At 70.6% G+C, this 21,886-nt stretch carries 25 protein-coding genes; 16 read left to right on the top strand and 9 right to left on the bottom strand.

Annotation, left to right across the window (positions count from 1 at the left end; genetic code table 11):
• From HV824_RS27580 to rpsN, 10 genes are all read left to right on the top strand, one after another.
• The gene (locus HV824_RS27580) at positions 1–2,121 is read left to right on the top strand and encodes a site-specific recombinase (RefSeq protein WP_176424609.1); all 2,121 of its coding nucleotides are present in this window, start codon (positions 1–3) and stop codon (positions 2,119–2,121) included.
• Between the two features lie 113 nt (positions 2,122–2,234).
• The gene (locus HV824_RS27575; protein WP_176418263.1) at positions 2,235–4,919 is read left to right on the top strand and encodes an RND family transporter; all 2,685 of its coding nucleotides are present in this window, start codon (positions 2,235–2,237) and stop codon (positions 4,917–4,919) included.
• Positions 4,920–4,989: 70 nt separating this feature from the next.
• Positions 4,990–5,586: an MXAN_6521/LA_1396 family lipoprotein gene (locus HV824_RS27570; protein WP_176418262.1), complete on the top strand. Its 597-nt coding sequence runs from the start codon at positions 4,990–4,992 to the stop codon at positions 5,584–5,586.
• An 11-nt stretch (positions 5,587–5,597) separates the two neighbouring features.
• Complete coding sequence (locus HV824_RS27565; RefSeq protein WP_176418261.1) at positions 5,598–6,086, top strand: MgtC/SapB family protein; 489 nt, start codon at positions 5,598–5,600, stop codon at positions 6,084–6,086.
• A 126-nt stretch (positions 6,087–6,212) separates the two neighbouring features.
• On the top strand, positions 6,213–6,377 hold the full coding sequence (gene rpmG / locus HV824_RS27560; RefSeq protein ID WP_176418260.1) for a 50S ribosomal protein L33: 165 nt from the start codon (positions 6,213–6,215) through the stop codon (positions 6,375–6,377).
• A complete protein-coding gene (zigA, locus tag HV824_RS27555; protein ID WP_176418259.1) occupies positions 6,374–7,603 on the top strand; it encodes a zinc metallochaperone GTPase ZigA in 1,230 nt (409 codons plus the stop codon). Before rpmG ends, zigA begins: the two co-directional genes overlap by 4 nt.
• On the top strand, positions 7,603–8,235 hold the full coding sequence (locus HV824_RS27550; RefSeq protein ID WP_176418258.1) for a DUF1826 domain-containing protein: 633 nt from the start codon (positions 7,603–7,605) through the stop codon (positions 8,233–8,235). The genes zigA and HV824_RS27550 overlap by 1 nt, the downstream gene beginning before the upstream one ends.
• 11 nt (positions 8,236–8,246) lie before the next feature.
• A complete protein-coding gene (gene rpmB, locus HV824_RS27545) occupies positions 8,247–8,483 on the top strand; it encodes a 50S ribosomal protein L28 (RefSeq protein ID WP_002633194.1) in 237 nt (78 codons plus the stop codon).
• Positions 8,483–8,659, top strand: a complete 177-nt coding sequence (locus tag HV824_RS27540; RefSeq protein WP_176418257.1) for a hypothetical protein — start codon at positions 8,483–8,485, stop codon at positions 8,657–8,659. Before rpmB ends, HV824_RS27540 begins: the two co-directional genes overlap by 1 nt.
• 17 nt (positions 8,660–8,676) lie before the next feature.
• Positions 8,677–8,982 (top strand): 30S ribosomal protein S14, encoded by a 306-nt coding sequence (rpsN, locus tag HV824_RS27535; RefSeq protein WP_176418256.1) that lies wholly within the window; start codon positions 8,677–8,679, stop codon positions 8,980–8,982.
• 19 nt (positions 8,983–9,001) lie between these two features.
• On the opposite strand, the gene HV824_RS27530 is transcribed toward rpsN, so the two are convergent.
• The 7 genes from HV824_RS27530 to HV824_RS27500 form a co-directional block, all read right to left on the bottom strand.
• Positions 9,002–9,451 (bottom strand): hypothetical protein, encoded by a 450-nt coding sequence (locus HV824_RS27530; RefSeq protein ID WP_176418255.1) that lies wholly within the window; start codon positions 9,449–9,451, stop codon positions 9,002–9,004.
• 136 nt (positions 9,452–9,587) lie between these two features.
• A complete protein-coding gene (ptsP, locus tag HV824_RS27525; protein WP_176418254.1) occupies positions 9,588–11,441 on the bottom strand; it encodes a phosphoenolpyruvate--protein phosphotransferase in 1,854 nt (617 codons plus the stop codon).
• A gap of 46 nt (positions 11,442–11,487) precedes the next feature.
• Entirely contained in the window at positions 11,488–11,766 is a 279-nt protein-coding gene (locus HV824_RS27520) for an HPr family phosphocarrier protein (protein ID WP_163783964.1), read from the bottom strand.
• A 17-nt stretch (positions 11,767–11,783) separates the two neighbouring features.
• Positions 11,784–12,551 (bottom strand): PTS system mannose/fructose/sorbose family transporter subunit IID, encoded by a 768-nt coding sequence (locus tag HV824_RS27515; protein ID WP_176418253.1) that lies wholly within the window; start codon positions 12,549–12,551, stop codon positions 11,784–11,786.
• A complete protein-coding gene (locus HV824_RS27510) occupies positions 12,548–13,264 on the bottom strand; it encodes a PTS sugar transporter subunit IIC (protein WP_176418252.1) in 717 nt (238 codons plus the stop codon). Before HV824_RS27510 ends, HV824_RS27515 begins: the two co-directional genes overlap by 4 nt.
• A gap of 4 nt (positions 13,265–13,268) precedes the next feature.
• Positions 13,269–13,754 carry a PTS sugar transporter subunit IIB gene (locus HV824_RS27505; RefSeq protein ID WP_176418251.1) on the bottom strand — a complete coding sequence of 162 codons (486 nt, stop codon included), beginning with the start codon at positions 13,752–13,754 and terminating at the stop codon, positions 13,269–13,271.
• 33 nt (positions 13,755–13,787) lie between these two features.
• Positions 13,788–14,207, bottom strand: a complete 420-nt coding sequence (locus HV824_RS27500; RefSeq protein WP_140795462.1) for a PTS sugar transporter subunit IIA — start codon at positions 14,205–14,207, stop codon at positions 13,788–13,790.
• Positions 14,208–14,636: 429 nt separating this feature from the next.
• Here HV824_RS27500 and HV824_RS27495 point away from each other — a divergent pair, with 429 nt between their 5' ends.
• Both HV824_RS27495 and HV824_RS27490 read left to right on the top strand, forming a co-directional pair.
• Positions 14,637–15,140: a peroxiredoxin gene (locus HV824_RS27495; protein ID WP_176418250.1), complete on the top strand. Its 504-nt coding sequence runs from the start codon at positions 14,637–14,639 to the stop codon at positions 15,138–15,140.
• 23 nt (positions 15,141–15,163) lie between these two features.
• Positions 15,164–15,847, top strand: coding sequence for a protease (locus HV824_RS27490; RefSeq protein WP_368670946.1), 684 nt, complete (start codon positions 15,164–15,166; stop codon positions 15,845–15,847).
• Positions 15,848–15,901: 54 nt separating this feature from the next.
• On the opposite strand, the gene HV824_RS27485 is transcribed toward HV824_RS27490, so the two are convergent.
• Positions 15,902–16,822, bottom strand: a complete 921-nt coding sequence (locus HV824_RS27485; protein WP_176418249.1) for an NAD+ kinase — start codon at positions 16,820–16,822, stop codon at positions 15,902–15,904.
• A 16-nt stretch (positions 16,823–16,838) separates the two neighbouring features.
• Positions 16,839–17,804, bottom strand: coding sequence for an SPFH domain-containing protein (locus tag HV824_RS27480; protein WP_176418248.1), 966 nt, complete (start codon positions 17,802–17,804; stop codon positions 16,839–16,841).
• Positions 17,805–18,148: 344 nt separating this feature from the next.
• Here HV824_RS27480 and HV824_RS27475 point away from each other — a divergent pair, with 344 nt between their 5' ends.
• From HV824_RS27475 to HV824_RS27460, 4 genes are all read left to right on the top strand, one after another.
• Positions 18,149–18,856 (top strand): metallophosphoesterase family protein, encoded by a 708-nt coding sequence (locus HV824_RS27475; protein ID WP_176418247.1) that lies wholly within the window; start codon positions 18,149–18,151, stop codon positions 18,854–18,856.
• 184 nt (positions 18,857–19,040) lie between these two features.
• Entirely contained in the window at positions 19,041–19,763 is a 723-nt protein-coding gene (locus HV824_RS27470; protein WP_176418246.1) for a DUF1629 domain-containing protein, read from the top strand.
• A gap of 117 nt (positions 19,764–19,880) precedes the next feature.
• Positions 19,881–21,053 carry a serine/threonine-protein kinase gene (locus tag HV824_RS27465; RefSeq protein WP_176418245.1) on the top strand — a complete coding sequence of 391 codons (1,173 nt, stop codon included), beginning with the start codon at positions 19,881–19,883 and terminating at the stop codon, positions 21,051–21,053.
• Positions 21,054–21,095: 42 nt separating this feature from the next.
• Positions 21,096–21,886: PEGA domain-containing protein (locus tag HV824_RS27460; protein WP_176424608.1), on the top strand; the 791-nt coding region annotated here is incomplete at its 3' end.

The raw sequence follows: 21,886 nt of genomic DNA, 5'->3' as shown, positions 1-21,886 counted from the left end.
GTGCAGTCCCCCGCCCCCAAGCAGCAGCCCTCCGCCCGCGAGGTGGACGCGTTCTGCATGCAGTACGCGCCCCGGGCGCCGGGCCACTCCGCCGTACGGGATTTGTACCGGCTGCTGTGCGACGTGCCCGAGGGCGGCCTGGAAGACCGGCTCCAGTGGGTGGAGCGCTGGATGCAGTGGCTGCGCGAGCGCATCCCCGCCCACGCGCTGGTGGACGCCTCCGAACCGGAGGCCTCCGCCGCCGACAGCCGGCTGGCCCTGATGGTGCGCGTGCTCGAAGGCGAGCCCGCCATGCGCGCCACCCTCACCCGGCTGGTGTCCGCCGTGTTCGAGGGCAGCCGGGGCCTCAAGCTCTTCGCCCAGGTGGGCCTGCCCGCCGGACAGGGCTTCTTCGCGGAGGCGTCGGACCGGCTCGCCCGTTCACTGCTGCCCGCCCCGCCGGAGCCCGGCAAGCTGTCGGAGCTGCTCTTGCGCCTGTGCCCGGACCCGGACGACGCGGACTGGCTGGCGCGGCTGTCCCCCGCGCGGCTCGCGCAGCTCGCGGCGCTGGTCGGTGAACCCGCGTCGCCAGAGCCCATGCCCGCCGCCCGCGTGCGCGCGGACTTGATGGACGCGCTGCTGCTGCTGGCGGTGCAGGTGGCGGCCCTGGGCATGGCCGAGGACGTGCGCGACCGCAGCCCGGAGACGTCCTTCCGCGCCTCGCCCTTCCTGCGGATGCGGCTCGTCTGCGACGCGGTCCTGGCGCGCGACGCGGCGGCGGACACGCTGCGGGACTTGTCGCAATGCGTGGCGGACTGCCGCCAGGTGGTGGGCAGCGTGTCACGCCACCTGGAGGACGCGGGCGTCAGCGTGGACCTGGTGTACCGGCTGGAGCGCATCCGCCGGGTCCTGGAGCGCATGGAGGCCATTGCCCGCGTGCTGGGGGCCGCGCGGGGCGAGCCGCGCTGGCGCGAGGCCATGACCCTGGTGTCGGACCTGCTGCGGCGCGCGCACGCGGACCGCTCCGTGGTGGAGCTGGTGAAGCGCAACGTGCGGATGCTGGCGCGCAAGGTCATTGAACGCGCGGGGCACTCCGGCGAGCACTACATCACCAGCACCCGCGAGGGCTTCCACGCCATGGTGCACTCCGCGGCGGGCGGCGGGCTGGTGACGGCGGTGGCGGTGGCCCACAAGACGTTCCTGTCGGGCTTGCTGCTGGCGCCCTTCTTCACCTTCCTGGCCGTGGGCCTCAACTACGCCCTGGCCTTCCTCCTCATCCAGGCGCTGGGCTTCACCCTGGCCACCAAGCAGCCGTCCGTGACGGCGGCCACGCTCGCGGGCGCGGTGGGCGAAGGCGCCCGGGGTGAGCGGCTGGCGAGCCTGGTGGAGCTCATCCCGCGCATCACCCGCTCCCAGTTGGCGGCCTTCGTGGGCAACCTGGGCGTGGTGGCCCCAGCAGCCGTCGTGTTCGCGCTGGGGTACCAGCTCAGCACCGGCAACGCCTTCATGAGCCCGGCCAAGGCCCAGGCCACGGTGGCCTCCCTGCACCCGTGGAAGAGCGGCACGCTGATCTTCGCCGTCATGACGGGCGTCATGCTGTGGATGAGCAGCGTGGCGGGCGGGTGGCTGGAGAACTTCGTGGTGTACCGGCGGTTGCCCGAGGCGCTGGCCCACCACCGCGTGCTGCGGCGGCTTCTGGGAGAGGCGCGCGCCCGGCGGCTGGCGGAGGGCTTCCAGCACGCGGCCTCCGGCCTGGGGGCCAACGTGACGCTGGGCTTCCTGCTGGCCCTGGGGCCCGTGGTGGGCGGCTTCTTCGGGCTGGGGCTGGACGTGCGCCACGTCACCTTCGTGCTGGGCTCGCTCTCCCTGGCGGGCACGGCGCTGGGGCCTGGGGCGGTGCTCCAGCCGGAGTTCCTGGCCGCGCTGGCGGGCATGGCCCTCACCGGCCTCATCAACTTCGGGGTGTCCTTCTCGCTCGCGCTGGGGGTGGCCGTCCGCGCCCGTGACGTCCCGACCCGCGAGGCCCTGCCCTTCCTGCGCGCCGTGCTCGCGCACCTCGTGAAGGACCCGCGCTCGTTCCTTTTGCCCCCCAAGGAACCGGAAAACGACGTGCTGCGGGTCTCCGCGCCGCCCGCCCCCTGAGCACGGGCCTGGGGCGCCCTCCGGCATGACGCGGGCGTCCGAGGCAGGGCAGCGGCCTGGCGGCCGGGCTTTGCCTTTCGGGCCCGGGCGTTTGCCGGTAGGGTCGCCGCCGCATGAGCGGCGATAGAAACCCGAACTCCCACTCCCGTTTCGCCCAAGCCTTCGCCGGACTGCTGGTCCGCAGGCCCGGGGCGGTCCTCCTGGTGATGCTGGCCCTGCTGGCCGTGTCGCTGTGGGGGACGTCGAAGCTGCACATCAACTCCAACCAGCTCGACCTCATCTCCCAGGATTTGGACGAGGTGAAGGACGTCAAGCAGGTCATCGACATGGTGGGCGGCAGCGGCTTCCTCATGGTCGCCCTGCGCTCTTCGGACGAGGCCGCGCTCAAGCGCACCGCCGACGACCTCGCGAAGCTCATGCAGGAGGACACGGAGTACGTCCGCAACGTCTCCTACAAGCTGCCCGTCGAGTTCATCCAGCAGAACATGGTCCTCTTCGTGAAGACGGAGGACCTGGTCGAGGGCAAGCGCCGCATCATGGCGTTCCTGCGCGACAAGCTGAAGCGCAGCAACCCGTTCTTCATCGACCTGGGCGGCTCCGAGCCCGTCGAGCTGAACATGCAGGACCTGGTCGACAAGTACTCTTCCATTGGCAAGAAGAGCATCCGCGACGACTACAACATCTCTGACGACAAGAAGATGCTCCTGCTGCTCGTCAAGCCGATGTGGGACAACACCGAAATCGGCAAGACGAAGGCCTACCTGGAGCGGCTCAAGGGCCAGCTCGACGCGTACTCCGCGCAGCCGGGCAAGGTGAAGCTGGAGGAGGACTACCAGCGGATGGGCGACGGGGAGCGCATCGCCTACGGCTTCACCGGCTCGTACAAGACGACGGTGGATGACTCCTACGCGATTGAGGAGTCGCTGGAGCCGGTGACGCTCATCGCCCTGGGCGCCATCTTCGTCATCACCATCCTCTTCTTCCGCAAGCTGGCGCCCACCTTCCTCGTCGTGACGGGGACGGTGGTGGGCACGCTGTACACGCTGGGCTTCACCTACGCGACGGTGGGTGAGCTGAACATGATTACGTCCATCCTGGGCGGCATCCTGCTCGGCTTCGGCATCGACTACGGCATCCACTTCGTCTTCCGCACGCGGCTGGAGCTGGGCGCGGGCAAGCCGTACGACGTGGCCATCCGGGACGCGGTGATGAACGCGGGCCGTCCGGCCGCGGTGGCCGCGGTGGTGACGGCGGGCTCCTTCTTCGTGCTGATGGTCAGCGAGTTCCGCGGCTTCAGCCAGTTCGGCTTCCTGGCCGGCGCGGGCACGCTCATCCTGGGCCTGACGCTGTTCTGCTGGAGCGCGGCGATTCTGGCGCTGGCCGGCCGCATCAACCCGGAGCTGCCCCAGAAGCTCATCGGCATGATGAAGCCGCCGCCCACCAACTCCGCCACCACCGGCAAGGAGCTGCGCATCCCCAAGCCGAAGTGGGTGCTGGGCATCAGCACCACCATCGTCGCGCTCATCTGCGCCGCCGCGGTGCCCTGGGCCGGTTCGGAGGAGCCGCCCAAGGGCGTGGAGCTGGGCTTCCTCGAGCGCCTCAAGTACGGCGTGAGCTTCAACTACAACACCCGCGCGCTCATCCCCGACGGCATGTCGTCCGTGCTGCTCCAGGACGAAATCAACGAGCGCTTCAACATCTCCAGCGACCCGATGGCCATCTACACCAAGGACCTGGACGAGGCCGAGGGTGTGTACCGGGAGCTGACGCAGAACCCGGAGAAGTACCCCTCCATCGACCAGGTGGTGAGCATCTTCACCTTCGTGCCCCCGGCGGAGACGGCCGCGGCCAACGCCAAGGTGCTGGAGGAGTGGAAGGCGGAGATGCAGCAACTGGAGGACGAAGGCTTCTCCGTCGCCGCGCTGCCGCCGGAGATGCAGGCCAACGCGGACTTCTTCAAGAAGGTGCTGGACGCCAAGCCCTTTGACGTCCACGGCGTCCCGTCCAACTACACCGCCCAGTTCCGCAACCTGCCCTCCGCGAAGCCGGAGAACCACGGCTACCTCACGTTCATCTACGCGAGCGTGGACCTGCTGGACGGCCAGAAGATGCTGAAGTTCTCCGACGAGACGAAGGTCATCAAGGCCGCGTACACGCCGGGCAGGTATGACCAGGACGCGTGGGACCCCAAGGCCCCCACGGTGGAGAAGGAGTTCCGCGCCGCGGGCGCCACGCAGCTCTACGCGCGGCTGGCGCGCATCGTCCTCTGGGACGGCAAGGTGACGGTGGTGCTCACCGCGCTGTGGATTCTGGCCATGCACTTCCTGGACTTCCGCAACGCGAAGCTGGCGCTGGCGTCCGTGATTCCGCTGGGCGTGGGCGTGGCGATGATGCTGGGCATCATGGCGCTGACGGGGCTGCGCCTGAACTTCATGAACATCATCATCCTGCCCATCCTCCTGGGCTTCGGGGTGAGTCACGGCCTGTACCTGCTCCACCGCTTCCTGGAGGGCACCTCCCCCCTGGTGGCCCTGCGCAGCGTGGGCGCGGCCGTCGCGTCCTCCACGCTCACCGCGGTGGTGGCCTTCGCGGCGCTGCTGGCCGCGGCCCACAACGGCCTGCGCTCCATGGGTCTGGTAGCGTGCATTGGCCTCATCACCACGCTGGTGGTGTCCTTCACCGTGCTGGCCGCGGTGATGCAGCTCATGTACGACCGGCGTCAGCGCGAGTCGGGCGCGTCCTCGGGTGGGGGCGGCGCGGCTGGCGGTGGCAAGGACTCCGAGCCGAAGGCGGCCTGAGCCGCCCTGGCCCGGGCGTGCACCTGAAGGAGGCCCCCTTCCCGCGGGAGGGGGCCGGGAGAGGGACATCATGATGAAGCGACTGTTGCCCGTGCTCGGGCTGGGCCTGCTGTCCGGGTGCTCCGCGGTGAAGAATCAGCGGCTGCGCGGTGACTACGACACGGTGGACAAGCACCAGGTGAAGCGCCTGGTGGTGGTGACGCAGCCGCTGCCCGACGGAAAGGTCGCCGTGGGCGAGCTGTGGAGCCTCATCGCCCGCCAGTGGGTGAACCAGAACCGCGACTTCCTGGTGAAGGAGAGCGCGGCGCTGCCTGACGTGCCCACGGACGCCACGTTCAAGAGCCTGTGCGTGGAGGGGTTGGAGGGCGTGCTCTGGCTGTCCCCCCAGATTCAGCTCCGGGGCAGCGGCGCGGAGGCCGCGGTGCACGCGAAGCTGGTGCGCTGCCGCGACGGCGAAGAGGTCTGGTTCGCCGAGGCCGCCGGGAGCTGGAACTCCAAGGACGAGGACTACGCGCAGCGCGTGGGCCAGTACGTCCAGGAGCTGGGTGAGGAAGTGGCGCCCTACGTGGTGCCGTCCAGCAAGCTGCTGACGGCCGCGCTGGACACCCTGCCCAATCCCGAACTGAGCGAAGCGGACAAGGACGAGAAAATCGAGCTGGGTGAGTAGGCTCCCCGCTCGTGGATGAACAGACGGTCGCGCTGAGGCTGGCCCTGGCCGCCCTGCTTGGGGGCGTGCTGGGTCTGGAGCGTGAGGTGCGCGGCCAGGCGGCCGGGCTGCGCACCCACATCCTCGTGTGTCTGGGCGCGTGCTGCTTCACGCTGGCCAGCGTCTTCATCGAAGTGGCGCTGGGCCCTGACACCCCCGAGGGTACCCGGGGCGACATCGGCCGCATCGCCAGCCAGGTGGTGGTGGGCATCGGCTTTCTGGGCGCGGGCGTCATCCTGCGCCACAACGGACAGGTGAAGGGCCTGACGACGGCGGCCAACCTCTGGCTCACCGCCTCCGTGGGCCTGGCGGCCGGCCTGGGCTTCTACTTCGCCGCCGTCACCACCATGGCCATTGCCCTGCTGTGCCTGATGGGCCTGCGCCCCCTGGAGCGCGCCATCAACCGCTACCGCAAGCGGCGGAGCGCGACGCGCGGCCCGGACGAAGACGCCGAGGCCTAGCGACGCCCGCTTCCAGGACGTCCGGCCCGCGCTGCTGCTTGCGCCATTAACGCAACTTGGTTACAACAACACCCCGGAAACCACTACCACCGTCCCGGCCTGACTCCGCGGCGGCCGGAGCCCACCATGCCCAAGGGAAACCGCACCATCATCCAGCTCGTGTCGTCGGCGGGCACTGGCTACGTCTACACAACGACGAAGAACAAGCGGAAGTCGCAGGAGAAGCTCCAGTTGAAGAAGTACGACCCGCGCGTGCGCAAGCATGTGCTGTTCGTGGAGGGCAAGCCGTGACGGCGCCCGCGACCCGGCTGCCCGTCACGGTGCTCTCCGGCTTCCTGGGGGCGGGGAAGACGACGCTGCTCAACCACGTCCTCCAGAACCGGGAGGGTCTGCGGGTGGCGGTCATCGTCAACGACATGAGCGAGGTGAACATCGACGGCCGGCTGGTGAAGACGGGCGGCGCGCTGAGCCGGGTGGACGAGAAGCTGGTGGAGCTGTCCAACGGCTGCATCTGCTGCACGCTGCGCGAGGACCTGCTGCTGGAGGTCTCCCGGCTCGCCCGGGAGGGCCGCTTCGACTACCTGCTCATCGAGTCCACCGGCATCTCCGAACCGCTGCCCGTCGCGGAGACGTTCACCTTCACGGACGAGCAGGGCCAGGGCCTGTCGGACGTGGCGCGGCTGGACACGCTCGTCACGGTGGTGGACGCCCTCAACTTCCTGCGGGACTGGAACGCCGCGGATGACCTCGCGGCGCGCGGACTGGCCGCGGCGGACGAGGACGAGCGCACCGTGGTGGACCTGCTGGTGGAGCAGGTGGAGTTCGCGGACGTGCTCGTCCTCAACAAGACGGACCTCGTCCCGGCGGAGGAGCTGGCCCGGCTCAAGGACATCCTGCGCAAGCTCAACCCGGAGGCGCACCTCGTCGCTGCCGAGCGGGGCCGCGTGCCCCTCGCCGCCGTGCTCAACACCGGCCGCTTCGACTTCGAGCGCGCGCGGCGCGCCCCGGGCTGGCTCAAGGAGCTGCGAGGCGAGCACACGCCGGAGACGGAGACCTACGGCATCCGCAGCTTCGTCTTCCGTAGCCGCGTGCCCTTCCACCCCGCGCGGCTGTGGGACTTCATCCACGAGAGCTGGAAGGGCGTGCTGCGCTCCAAGGGCTTCTTCTGGCTCGCCACGCGGATGGACATCGCCGGCGTCTGGGCCCAGGCGGGCGGCGCCTGCAGCTTCGAGCCCGGCGGCGTGTGGTGGGACGCGATGCCCCGCGCCGAGTGGCCGGAGGATGCCCAGGCGCGCGCCGACATCGAGCGCGAGTGCGTGGGCCCGCACGGCGACCGGCGGCAGGAAATCGTCTTCATCACCCAGGACGCGGACCACGAGGAGATGGCCCGCCTGCTCGAGGCCTGCCTGCTCACGCCGGCGGAGCTGGCGCGCGGGCCCCAGCACTGGGCGCGCCTGGAAGACCCGTTCCCCGAGTGGCAGGTGCAGCGGACGGAAGAGGACGAGGAGCACGCCTGATGCACTCCGCCCTCCGCCCCCTCGCGCCGCCCGCCCACGCCTTCGTGTGGACGCCCGAGGAGCTCGCGGACGTCTACCGCGAGGACCTCAACCTCTGCGTCTGGCGCCGGGGCCTGGACGCGCCGCTGGCGCAGTGGCTCAGCGACGTGACGGCCACGCGCGAGCTGGACGTCATCGCCCGGGTGCGGGGCGACGCGCCGGACTTGCGGCGCCGGCTGGACGGCCTGCCGCAGGGCCCTCTGTTCGAGGCCTGGCTCGCGGACGTGCACTTCCTGCTGCACCTCTACACGGACCTGGTCGGGGCGGCGGAGCTGGGCGTGCGCCTCCACATCCTGGCCAGCGACATGTGCCCGCGCTTCCACGTGGACCGCGTGGGCGTCCGGCTGCTCTGCACCTACGCGGGGCCGGCCACCGAGTGGCTGGAGAATGCGCACGTCGTACGCGGCGCGCTGGGCGCATCAGGTGACGTCACGCGGCCCGGCGCGACTGTCCACGCGCTGGAGCGCTTCGACGTGGCGCTCCTCAAGGGCGAGTCCTGGCCCGGCAATCAGGGCAACGGCGCCGTGCACCGCTCCCCCGCCATCGCCGGAAGTGGCCAGCGGCGACTCTTTCTTTCCATTGAAGCACTCTAAAGGAACCCTCCATGTCGAAGGTCTGCCAGGTCACCGGAAAGCGGCCGCTCGTCGGCAACACCGTCTCCCACGCCAACAACCGGCACAAGCGGCGCTCGCTGCCGAACCTCCAGTGGCACCGCTTCTGGGTGCCCAGCATGAACCGCTTCGTGAAGCTGCGGGTGAGCGCGCACGGCATCCGCATCATCAACCAGCGCGGCATCGACCGCGTGGTGCGGGAGCTGCTCGCGGAGGGAGTGAAGCTCTGATGCGCCGCCGCGATGGACGCCCCACCTGTCCGCGCCGCCTCCGAGCCGCCGCGCGGCACCGACCTCGTGGCCGTGAGTTCGCGCCCCCGCTGCTCGTCGACGTCGCGGCGGACGACGCGGACGAAGCCCCGGCGCCGCCGCCCCACCTGAACGTCGTCCCTCCCCCGAACCCCTGAGCGAGAAAGACACAGCCATGGCGAAGAAGAGCAAGGTCGCGCGCAACGCGCAGCGCAAGGCCCTGGTCGCGAAGTACGCGAAGCGCCGCGCGGCGCTGAAGGCCCGCATCCGCGACCTCACCGTGTCCCATGAAGAAAGGCGCGCGGCGCAGGACGCGCTGGCGGCGCTGCCCCGCGACGCGAACCCCAACCGCGTGACGAACCGCTGCGCGCTGACGGGGAGGCCTCGGGGCAACCTGAGGCGCTTCGGCCTGTCGCGCATCGCGTTCCGTGAGAAGGCGCTCCGGGGAGAGATTCCCGGCGTCATCAAGTCGAGCTGGTGAGCCACGCCGCGGCGGCCGCTCAGTGGCGCGTGTGCCGCCGCGCCTCCGAGGAAGGCGCCTCGCGACGAGGCGCCGCTTCGCCCTCCCCGCTGGCCCACTGCCGCGCCATGCCGGAGGACTCCCGGGCCGAAGACGGCACCGGGGGCTCTTCGTCGGCGTCGTCGTGCGCCCAGCCCAGTCCACCCGTCAAATCGTGCTGGAGCGGCAGGCCCGCCGTGGTGGAGGCGCGCCGCGCGGGCGCCAGGGCCTCCGGCATGAGGTCCGGCAGGTGCGACAACTCCTCACGCAGGTAGACATCCTCGCCGTCGATGTCCGCCACATCCGAGAAGGACCTCCGGCAGTCGCGCGTGAAGAGGCGCCCCCTGCCGATGAAGAAACCCGCCGCGTCCGCGGCGATGATGGTGCCTACCTTCTCACCGTCCCGGTCTCTCGCGGTCATACCCATCTGGATGTTGGCGGGATTGAACATGCTTGCTCCTGGGGCGGGCCCCTGCGCTCGTCCCGGCAAGGTGCACACGACGGCGCGCGTCCGGAATCCCCTTCGGGTCCGGTAGGCATGTTGGCAAGCCACCGCCATCCGCCCCGCCCTCACGGGCGCGGCGGCGTCAAGCCGTGTTCCGTCCCGAGGGCGGGGCCCCGTGCTCGGAGGGCTCGTGGTCCGTGGGCTCCGCGTTCCCTACACCCGGCGCGCCCGGCTCCATCGTCTCACTGAAGCGGCGGTCCATCTCCGTGCGCACGTAGCGCTCGATCTCCTCCGCCGTGGTCAGCTCCATGGCGTTCTGCAGCAGCTCCATGGCGTCCACGCGGCTCACCCGGCGCAGGAAGCGCTTCACCACCGGAATCTGCCCCGACGTCATGGACAGCTCGTCGAAGCCCAGCGCCAGCAGCATCAGCGTGTAGAGCGGATCTCCCGCCATCTCCCCACACATGGACACGGGGATGTTGGCCGCCCGGCCCGCGTCGATGATGCCGCGCAGTTGCCGGAGCACGGACAGGTGGAGGGGCCGGTAGAGGTAGGCGACCTCGCGATTCTGGCGGTCGATGGCCAGCGAGTACTGGATGAGGTCGTTGGTCCCCACCGAGAAGAAGTCCGCCTCCTGGGCCAGCCGGTCGGCGATGGTGGCCGCGCTGGGCGTCTCCACCATGATGCCCACGGGGAAGCGCTTGCCCACGGGCACCCCCGCGCGGCCCAGCTCCGTGCGGCAGGCCTCCAGCTCGCTGCGGGCCTCGCGCAGCTCGCTCACCCCGCAGATGAGGGGGAACATCAGCCGCAGGTTGCCGTGCACGCTGGCGCGCAGCACGGCGCGCAGCTGGGTGCGGAACAGCTCCCGGTTGGACAGGCAGTAGCGGATGGCCCGCAGGCCCATGGCCGGGTTGGGTTCCTTCTCGTGCTTCGTCTTGCCCGGCACCTTGTCACCGCCCAAATCCAAGGTGCGGATGGTGACGGGGCGTCCGCCCATGGCCTCCAGCACCTGGCGGTAGGCGCGGTAGTGCTCCTCCTCGGTGGGCGCCGTCTTCCGGTCCAGGAACATGAACTCGGTGCGGTACAGGCCAATGCCCTCCGCGCCGTGCGCCAGCAGCGAGGGGATTTCCTCCAGGAACTCGATGTTGCCGTTGAGGCGAATCTGGAAGCCATCGGTGCTGACCGCGGGCAGGTCCTTGGTCGCCAGGGCCAGCCGCTCGCTCTCCTGGTGGCGGCGCTGCTCCTCGCGAAAGACGGCGAGCTGCTCGTCCGAGGGGTTCACCAGCACCACGCCCCGGATGCCATCCATGGCCACCAGGTCGCCCGGCGAAATCTGTTCGCTGGCCCGGCCGGCGCCCACCACCGCGGGCGTCTCCCGCGCGCGGGCGACGATGGCGGTGTGGCTCGTCTGGCCGCCCAGGTCCGTCACGAAGCCCCCCACCCGGCCGCTGCGCGCCATCAGCGCCGCGTCCGCCGGAGACAGGTCGTGCGCGACGACGATGGCCTCCGCCGGGACCTCCACTTCCTCGTCCACCACCTGCCCCATCAGGTTGCGGATGATGCGGTCGGCGACGTAGTCCACGTCCGAGCGGCGCTCGCGGAAGTACTCGTCCGGGATGTTGTCGAACAGGTGCTTGATTTTGCGCGCCACCCGCCGGACGGCCCACTCGGCGTTGATGCGGTCCTCGATGATGAGCCGGTTCACCTCGTCCACGAGCATGGGGTCGTGGAGCATCAACCGGTGCGCCTCCAGGATGAGGGCGTGGTCGCTGCCCTCGGTGCGCGTAATCTGGTCCTTCAGCTCGGCGAGCTGGCGGTCCGACAGGTCGATGGCGGTCTTCATCCGCATCCGCTCGGGCTCGACCTCCGCCTCCGCCAGCCGCAGCTTGGGCGTGCGGATGCGTTTGCGGTCCAGGATGAAGGCGTGCCCCACCGCCACGCCGGGAGAGGCGCCGATGCCCAACAACCTCAAAGTGGGGGTGGCCTGGCTGCTCACGGTTCCTTCCGCTCCTGTCCGTCTACCGCGTTTTTCGAACGACCCTTCACTGCGCCTCGCCGAACCGGTCCCCAATGAGCTTCGCCAGCTCCTGGAGACAGGCCTCCGCGTCGTCGCCCTTGCAGGTGAGCTTCACCTGGGTGCCCTGGGCCGCCGCGAGCATCAGCACGCCCATGATGGATTTGGCATTGGCCTGCTGTCCCTGGGCTTCGATGGTGACCTCGCTCTTGAACCGGTTGGCCACCTTGACCATCTGCGCCGCGGCCCGGGCGTGCAGCCCCAGCGCGTTGATGATCTCGTATGTCCCTTCGACCACGCTTGCCATCGCGACTCCCACTCTCCTTAGAGGAATGCTCCCGCCACGCAGGCCAGGCCCGCCGCGACATAGAGCACCACGTAGTTCGGCACCCGACGGCTGACCAGCACGTAGGACGCCACCCCCAGGGCCAGGCACCCGGCCGCCAGCAGGGGCGCATACAGCCCACCCGCGTTGGCCCCGAATGACACCGCCAGCCAGGCGGCCACACCGCCCGCGCTCGCCGCCGCCACCGCCCGCAGCCGGGCCCCCCGCGCGGGGAGGTTGGCGCGAGCCACTGCTTCCACCAGCCTGTCACCCAGCGTCAGGCCCAGCCAATACAGGCGCACCCGTAGCAGCAGGTGCACCAGATTGTAGAGCACCAGGAACAGCGGCACCGCCCACACACCCAACAGCGGCACCAGCGCGGCGCTCACCGCCCCCGTCGCGGGCTTGAGGGACAGCCAGAAGAAGCCGTCCCCCAGCGCGGCCAGGGGCCCCATGAGCGCGGCCTTGAAGGCCACCACCTTGTCCGGCGTCTCCTCGCCGCGGGCGATGCGCTCTTCGTGGTTGATGACGCCGCCGACAATCGCCGCCGCGACGTAGGGGTGCGTGTTGAAGAAGACCAGATGCCGGCGCACCGCTTCCTCGCGCGCGGGCCCCCGCGGGTACAGCACCATCAGCGCGGGGTAGACGGCGTAGGCCAGCCCCAGGTTCTGCATGCCCTTGGGGTTCCACGACGCCTGGAGGAAGAGCGAGCGCAGGAAGACGCGCAGCAGCACGCCGAAGGAGAGCGCGGCCTGGGGCGTGCTCATCGGTCCTCCAGGAGGAGGACACACACGACGGACACCGTCACCGCCGCCGCGCCCAGCCCCGCGTAGAGCGGCGCGCGCCGCGCGTGGCTGCCCTGCGCCGCGATGGCCGCCGCCACGGACGCCATGGCCGGCCAGGCCCACGCCAGCCCGCGCACCACCACGGGGGGCAGCGCCTGGAGCAGCGGCTCGATGAAGAAGCCCAGCAGCGCGCACAGCGCGGTGAGCGTGCCGTACACGGCGAAGTGGGGCCACATGCCCCACAGGTTCTGCCGCATGGCGCGGGTGATATTTCCCGCCTCCGCGGAGGCCAGCGCCACCCGGGCCAGCCGCGCCGTGTAGCCTTCCAGCAGCCGGTCACCCTTGCGCCCCACGCGTCCCAGTCCGATGAAGAGCAGCACGGCGAGCGACCAGATGGCCGGCGTGGAGCCCGCGCCCGTGGCCGCGGACAGCGTGGCCGCGGCGGCGCTGGCGCCCGTGGCCGCCAGGGTGTCGTTCTCCGGCAGCGCGGCGCCCAGGTTGGCGGTGCCCAGGAAGAACAGCTCCAGGAGCATGCCAATGGCCAGGCCGGACGCCACGTCATCCAGCAGGGCGCCCATGACAGTGGCGGCGACCAGGGGCCGGGACAGCATGGCCTGGAGGAACGCCTTGCGCTCCAACGCCACCAGTCCGCCCCACAGCCCCGCGAGCGCCACCTGGGTCCAGACGACGCTCACGCGCTCACCCGGCCTTCGCCCACCGCTCGCGGAGGTCCAGCAGGCCCACGGGCTTCTCGGCGGGCACCGCGCGGGCCGCCACCCGGACCCCCTGGTCGGCCAGCTGCTGGAGCGTCGTCAGCTCGGCCTCCGCCAGGAAGACGGACGGGGAGACCTGCCTGCGGCCGGTGCCAAAGTGCACGTTGCCCAGATTCAGCTCATCCATGGCCAGCCCATGCGCGTGCGCGAAGGGCACCGAGGCCACATCCCTCAACAACACCAGGGTGCGCACACCGTCCTTGGACAGGGCGGCGAAGTCCACCTGGGACAGGGGCAGAATCTGCACCTCGATGGCGCTCTGGACGGCCAGGGCCATGGCCGCGCGGATGAGAGGGCTGGAGGCCGCCTCGTCATCCGCCACGACCACTCGGGAGACCTTGAGGAACGGGAGCCAGGCCTCGACGACCTGACCATGGATGAGGCGGTTGTCGACGCGGACCAGGGTGATCACGGCAGTCTCGAATCGCCGACCCGCGCGGGTCCGTCAAGTTCGCGGCTGCTGTGCCTCGCGAAGCAGGGCGGATGCGCAGGTGATGTTGCGCTGGCCGTGGGAAGCCAGCTGGTTGGCCATCTCCGGTAGCGACAGCTCCTCCGAGCGGAGCGAGTTCGCCTTCAGCAGCATGGGCAGGTTGACGCCAGCAAGGACCTCCACATTCATTCGCTGACACATCATCAGCGACTCCTTACAGGGCGTACCTCCGAAGAGGTCGGCCAGGATGATGACGCCCGCACCCTCATCCACGCGGGCAATCGCCTGCTTCATCTTCGCCCGGATATCCTCGACAGGAGTCCCAGGCTCGATGTTGCAGGTTGCCACCGCGGGAAGCTCTCCCACGATCTGCTCCGCGGTGGAGACCAGCTCCTCCGCCAGACGTCCGTGCGCTGCGACGACGAGGCCGACCATGTCCGCTCCTGACCAACCCCCCGAAGCTGCGTCCTACGCCTGAACGCTGCGCCGCGCAACTCCGGCGAAAGTTTCCGCCCTGACCTCTGACCTAAGCTGCCTCTTCCTGCCTCGAAAGCTAAGACGACCACAGCGGTGGTGCCCGAAATTTCGGGTCCGGCCGCGCACAGGGCTGTCGCCTGCCGGACGGGGGAGCGACACCGCTTCCCCCACACTCTACGAGATGCGGTGGCGACTTTCAGGGTGCGTTGAAATGAACGTTAGTCATTAGGCGCCGTATCAACCGCCAGGGCGGCGAGCAGGCATCCGGAGGTCGTCTTTGACGGCCGCTTTCAGCACGGCGGATTACTTGTGGGGACGCGGCGGGCCGGATGGGATGTGCCCGGCGTTGAACGCACCGGCCTGACTCCGGGGCGACGCGAGGACGTCATGGCCAAGACGAAGTTGCTGAAGCAAGGCGATGCGGTACCCGACATCACCCTCACCGGCGCGGGGGGGCAGTCGGTGCGGCTGCGTGATTTGGTGGGCCAGAAGGTGTTGGTCGTCTACTTCTATCCGAAGGACGACTCGCCCGGCTGCACGGCGCAGGCCTGCGGACTGAGGGACCAGTACGAGGACTTCGTCGCCGCGGGCGCGGAGGTGGTGGGCATCAGCGGTGATTCGGTGGGCTCGCACGAAGGCTTCGCGGCGAAGCACCGGCTGCCCTTCAAGTTGCTCAGCGACGCGCGCGGCGAGGCGCGCGAGGCCTTCGGTGTGTCCTCGTCCTTCCTGGGCCTGCTGCCTGGACGCGTCACCTTCGTGGTGGACCGGTCGGGCGTCGTCCGCGACAGCTTCGAGTCGCAGGTTCGCGTCGGCGAGCACGTGCGGCGCGCGCTCGAGCTGGTGCGCACGCTGGCGCAGGAAGGTGGCGCGCCGGCCTCCGCCGCCAAGTAGCGGACGGAAGGGGCACGCGCGCGGTGCCTCCGGGACCCAGCGCCCCGGAGCGCCGCCGCGGGGAGTGCGCCGCGGCGGACGGCCACGGCTTCGTCATGCAGAACACCGGGCTGCGCGCGTTCCGCGCGCGTTATCGTGGGCCCATGTTCATCTCTTCCGGTAGGCGGTGGGGCGTCGCGGTGCTGTCCCTGGGAATGCTGGGCGGTGCGTGCGCGGCGCGGCAGGACGTGGCGCCATCCGCTGAGGCGACGCAGGAGGCCCCGGCCATGGCAACGACGTTGACGTGCATGCTGAGTGGCCCGGCGCAGGTGCGCGCGGGCGAACCCGTGGAGCTGGTGTTCGAGCTCGGCAATCCCACGGCGCAAGCCCTGCGCGTGCTCGGCTGGCACACGCCGCTGGAGGGCGTCCTCAACGAAATCTTCGACGTGTCTCGCGACGGAGGCTCGCTCGACTACCGGGGGCCCATGGCGAAGCGCGCGCCGCCCACGGCCGACAGCTACCTCACCCTCTCCCCCGGCACGTCGGTGGAAGGCAAGGTGGACGTCGCCCGCTACTATGACCTGCAGACGCCCGGAACGTACCGCATCGCGTTCCGGGGCCCGCTGATGGACGTCGCCCGGGAGGGAGAGCCGGTGCCCGCTCCGAATGGCGGGTTCCGCCCGGCGGAAGTGCCGTGCCCCGTGGTGGAGGTCACCGTCACGCCCTGACGGCAAGGACGCGAGCCTCGCGCGGACCGCCCTGCCGCGCGAGGTGGCGCGCCGTCAGCCCGCCACCAGCCTGGCGCGCTGCCGCGCGGGACGGATGCGGGCAGTAGCGCCCGCGCCAAAGCGGAGGAAGTCCTCCTCCACGCCGTCGCTGAAGATGACGCCCTCCGACGCCATCCGCGACTCCAGCACCAGCTCGCGCTCCTCCGTCACGTCGCCCATCACCAGACTGGCGCCCGAGTGACGGCTGGCGAAGGGCTCGCGCACCACGAAAATCAGCCGCGGGTCCTCCCAGCCCAGGCGCACGGGCGCGCACGGCACCCCACCCGCGTGGGCCGTCACGCCTCGCGCCAGGTTGAAGATGGAGGACAGCCACCCGGTGGCGCCCGCGCCCGTGGACACCACCACGCCGCTGGAGGACTGGGACTCCTCCTCGTCGCCGGTGCGCAGCCGGTAGCGCGCGGACACATGGGAGCGCGCCCCGATGAACAAGTCGTTGAAGGCCAGCAGCCGCTGCCCGTCCTCCAGGCGCGCCTCCGCCAGGGTGACGCGCTTGAAGGCCGCTTTGCCCTCCAACACCCGCCGCACCGCCCCGCGCGCGCCCGAAACCGCATGGGGCAAGAGCACGCCGTCGAAGCGCTCCGGGTCCGGATTCACGCCCACCAGCGGCTGCTCGCCCACGTACTTCGCCACGTTCGCCACCAGCCCGTCCTGCCCCGCGACGACCACCACCTCCTTGCCGGTGAAGAGGAAGGTGGGCACCAGGCTCCGGTCCACCTGCTGCACCGGCAGCCCGAAGGACAGCGACTCCCGCAGCGTGTCCACGTTGCACCGGTAGGCTTCGTCCTCGCGGGTGAACTCGTCGAAGTCCTGGCCCGCGTGCTCCACGTAGAACTTCGCCTGCTTCCTGGTGTTGAAGCGCTCCACCAGGCCCGCCATGCGCGTGCGGCGCGTGACGAGCACGATCTTCTCGTACATGGTCCCCTCCCCGGCCTCAGCGCTCGCGGCCCTTGCCGCCCATCAGCGAGCGCAGGAGGTCCGGCGACACGTTCAGCTCGCCGATGCGCTGCGCGTTCTCCGCCATCTCCCGGAAGGCCAGGGCGATGTTGAGCGCCGGGTCCCCACCGCCCGCGGACGTGGCCATCAGCGTCTTCCAGTCCACCCCGCGCACGGGGGCCAGCGTCTTCTCCAGCGCGTACGCGCGGGCATCCGCGGCCTGCCGCTCGTTGTCGCTCCAGCGCGTCATCAGCGCGGCGCGCTGCTCCTCCACCGCGATGTCCGCGGCCATCTTCGCCTCGCGAATCTGCCGCTGCCGCGCCTCCACCGCCAGCTCCGTGGCCAGCTCGCTCTCCTTGATGCGCCGCTCCTGCTCCACCGCGGCGTTGCGGCGCGCGTAGATGGCCTCATCCGCGTCGCGTTGCAGCGCCTCGCGCGACTCGGCCTCCAGCGCCCGCGCCATCTCCGGCGCCGGCTTCACCGACAGCAGCGAGAAGGCCATGACCTCCACGCCCAGCGCCTTCACCGGCTCCGCGACGGCCAGGGCCGCCAGCACCTGCTGTTCAATGGCGTCCGAGCGCACCAACACCTCGCGCAGCGTCAGCCCCTGCACCACCGAGCGCGCCCGCACCTGCGCCACCTGCACCAGCCGCTCCTGGAGCTTCTCCGGGTCATCCGAGCGGTAGCGCCCCGTGGAGCCCAGTGAGTAGTCCAGCAACGATGCGAGCCGGCGCGGGTCCGTCACCCGCCACGTGAGCTGCCCTTGCAGCGTCACCGCCTGGAAGTCCCGCGTCACCTCGTTGAACACGAACGGCACGTCCGCGCTGGACAGCGGCACCGACACCAGCGTCGCCGACGGCTTCCAGTAGAAGAACGAGAGCCCCGCCCCCTCCTGGACCACCTTTCCCCCCTCGAACCGCATCACGTACGTCGTCGGTGCCGCCTTCATGTAGCCGATGACCATGGGCCCTCCGCCCGCCTTCGTGTCTTCAGGACACCTAGTTAGTGTCAAATAAACACGATTTCAAGTCAATGTGCGGAAGCGCGAGGTGCGGGCCCGCGGATGTCCGGTGCCGAATCACGGTTCATCCGCGTTGCGACACAAAGCACACAGGGCTCATGGACGAATGCGCCGGTCGTGCGCAGGGTGGCAGGAGCCCCGGCGTTGGCGTCAGTGATGCCGGGCCACGAGGAAGGGCACAGGGTGGCGACACACGAATGGCATCCGGTTGCAGCGGGATTTTCGCGCGCTGGCCATTCCGCCGCCGCACGCAGTTCCTACCTTTCGGGAGCACTTCGGGAGAGCGCATGCGGATCGCGGTGATTTCGGACCTTCATCTCGGGCGGCGTGATGCCGCCGACCACTTCGGGCACGACGACTCCGGCTTCCTGCGGTTCCTCCGTTTCTTGGAAGGCAACTTCGAGCGAATCGTGCTGCTCGGGGACGTCTTCGAGACGCTCACCCCGCGCACGCCCGGGCGGAAGGTGGCGGAGCTGCTGGCGGCCCGCGCGGCGCACCCGGAAATCGTCCGGCGCTTCGAGCTGCCGCGCTACCACTACATCCACGGCAACCACGACCTGGTGGCGGGCACCGTGCTGGGGGCGCCCGACCAGCTGATTCTGCAGGCTGACGGCGTGCGGATGCTGTTCACCCACGGACACCACCACGACTGGATGATTCGCAAGGCGCGCCTGCTGTCGGAGGCGGCGGTGTGGGCCGGGGCGTGGCTGCGGCGGATGCGGATGCGGGCGATGTTCCGCTGGTTCCAGGCGCTGGACTTGAAAATCACCAACGCGCTGCCGGACCCGGAGCGGTGCACCTTCCAGCGCTGGGCCATGGCGCGGGCCAACGCGCATCACGCGGACGTCGTCGTCACCGGCCACACCCACCTGGGCCTGCGGGTGGAGCACGGCAGCAAGCTGTTCCTCAACAGCGGCACGTGCTCGGAGGGGCAGTTCTCCTTCCTCAGCCTGGACACCCGGGCCGCGAGCTACTCGCTGCACACCACCTGGTAGCCTCTGGCCCGCGAGCGGGCGGGGAGGCGGCGGAGAGCCAGGTCCGCCGCTTCTTCCTCCCCCATCCCGCGGGAGGGGGAAGTAACATTGGCGGATGTTCAGGCGGCTCACGGAAGCGCTGCGCGTCCTGACGCGACGCTCCCCGACAAGAGGTCCCGGCCCCACGCCGGGTGCCCCCCGGCAGATGCTCCTCGCCGACGTGTCCGCTGACGCGCGGCCCCGGACGAAGAAGCCGGCCGCGCGCCGGTCTCCCCCCCGCACCACCCGGCTGGCGCGCTACTTCGACCTCCACGATGACTTCCGCATCCCCGGCCGGCCCGAGCTGAGCGACCCGGTGGCGGTGGAGCTCCACCGGAAGCTGGACTCCGTCTGGCTCTTCACCTCCGGCGCCCGCGTGCGGAGCGTGGGCAGGCTGCGCCTGACGGTGACGCCGCCCGGACCGCCGCTGGACTTCTCGCTCGCGGGCGCGGGGCTCACCCCCGTCGTCTCCGCGCGGGTGGCCTCCGTCTTCCGGGAGCTGGCGCCCGATGACGTACAGCTGCTCCCGGTGGAGGTGGAGGACCGCGACGAGCCCCACTTCATCCTCGTCGCCACCCGGCTGGTGCGCTGCATCGACGACCGGGCCTGCGCGGAGGTCATCCACTACACCGCCGAGGACGGCCTCCCCGAGCGCGTGGGGCACTACCGCAACGTCAGCGGACTCCGGGTGGACCCCACGAAGACGAACGGCGCCCGGGTGTTCCGCACCTGGGGCTGGCCGGTGAGCCTCATCGTGTCAGAGGGCATCAAGGAGGCCCTGGAGCATGCCGGCATCACCGGCGCGCGCTTCGCCGAGGTGACGGAGCCGCCGCGCAAGTCCCGCCGGAAGAAGACCGCCGCCAAGAAGTCCCGGCCCAAGCGCCGCTGAGCCCGCGCCGCCTCCAGCCCCCACGGTTCCAACAGATTTGCCACCCGACTGGAAACTTGTGGGGTAGGGGCACTGACAATATCTTACTCGTTTTCCAGCAAATACCTGGGGACGACGTTGGACAACGAGGACAGCTCATTCGGCAAGTACCGGCTTGTCCAGCAGTTGGCGACCGGTGGGATGGCCCAGCTCTATCTGGCCTCCATCGACGGCCCCGACGGGTTCTCCAAGTCCTGCGTCATCAAGCGCGTGCTGCCGGAGTACGCCAGCCTGGAGTCGTTCAGCCGCATGTTCGCGGACGAGGCGAAGGTCGCCGCGCTGCTGACGCACCCGAACATCGTGCAGGTCTTCGACTTCGGGCGGGTGGACGGCCAGTACTACCTGGCCATGGAGTGGATTCAGGGCCACTCGTTGGACCGGCTGCTGCGACAGGCGCTCCGGAGCAGCCGGGTGGTGGGGATTCGCGTGGCGGTGGACGTGGGGCTCGCGGTGGCGGACGCGCTCGCGTACGCGCACGCGAAGACGCTGCCGGATGGAACGCCGCTCAAGCTGGTGCACCGCGACGTCACGCCGGGCAACGTGCTGGTGTCGCGCGACGGCATCATCAAGCTGGCGGACTTCGGCATCGTGAAGAGCGCCGTCAACGCGGAGCGCACCGTCGCCGGGGTGGTGAAGGGCAAGTATCCGTACATGTCCCCGGAGCAGATCACCAGCAAGGAGCTGGACCACCGCTCCGACCTGTATTCGCTGGGCATCGTCCTCTACGAAGCCGCCACCGGGCGCCGCCTGTTCAAGCGCGACACGCTGGAGGCCACCATCATGGCCGCGTCCCAGGCGAACGTGCCGCCGCCGTCGGAGGGGACGCCCGACTTCCCCGCGGAGCTGGAGCGCATCATCCTCCGGCTGCTGCGGAAGGAGCCCGCCGCGCGCTACCAGAGCGCCCGGGAGCTGCGGGACGACTTGGAGCGCTTCCGCGCCGCCCAGCAGTGGGCGTCGGGAACGCATGAGATGGCGGCGCTCGTCGCCGAGCTGTTTCCGTCCAGCGTCACGGGCCCGCCGCCCACCGCGCTGCCCGCCTCCAGCACCTCCCATGGCAGCAGCTCCTCCACGGGCCGGACGCCCGCCCCCAGCGCCGAGCGCGAGCCGAGCGGCACCTCCGCCACCACGCGGGCGCATGGCGAGGTGGAAGCGCCACGCGAAGGGAGCGCCCAGGGCTTTCCGTGGGCAATCGCCCTGGCCGCGGGCTGCGCGGCCGTGGGCACAGCGCTGTTCTGGTACCTGGCCCCCTGAGCGGCTGCCGCCCGGCGCGGCCGGCGCGGCAACGAGATTCCGATGAAACAGAAGACGTGGATTGCCGTCATCATCCTGGGCACGCTCGCCGCCAACGTGGTGGCCTATCGCGTGGTGCGCGGTCGGCGCGACAGCCCTCCCGAGCTCACGCCGGACGCCGTCACCCGGGTCCCCACGCCTCCGCCGCCCGCCGCGCCGGTGGAGCCGCCGCGGGAGGACCCGAATGAAGGGCTTGCCAGAGCCCGCCGCGCCGCGGGCCTGGCCGCGCTGGAGGACCGGGACTACGACGCGGCCGTCGCCGACTTCACGGAGGCGCTGCGGCTGCGCAAGGACGACCAGGGCGACCTCGTGGAGCTGCTGCGCATCGCGGCCGAGCTGCGGACGCGGGAACAGGCGCGCCAGCAAGGCGAGCAGGCCCGGGCCCAGCGCGAGCCCACGCCGGCCCCCGCCCGCTCCGTCCAGCGCACGCGGCCAGCGCGCGGCACGGCCCGGGCTCAGCCTCGCCAGGAGTCCACTTCCACGGAAGAGGCGCGCGGCGGCCTGCTGCTGGTGACGTCCACGCCCCCCGGGCTGATGGTGCGGGTGGACGGCAAGCCCATGGACCTCACGCCGGCCCGGCTGCCGCTGCGCGCGGGGACGTACCGCGTGGCGCTCGCGCAGGGTGAGCGCACGCTGGCCGAGGAGACGGTGGTGCTGGGCGAGGACGACGTGCGCTCCCTCAACCGCGACCTCACCGCGCAGCTCACTCCCGCGCCAAGGTCCTCGGCGACCGCACCGGCGCCCGGGGAGTCGCCGCCGCCCACGGCGCCCGCGCCCACCAGCCCCGCCGCCAC

It is taken from the genome of Myxococcus sp. AM009 (genome assembly GCF_013372605.1).
Taxonomy (GTDB): domain Bacteria; phylum Myxococcota; class Myxococcia; order Myxococcales; family Myxococcaceae; genus Myxococcus; species Myxococcus vastator.
This window is presented reverse-complemented; position numbering and strand designations above follow the sequence as displayed.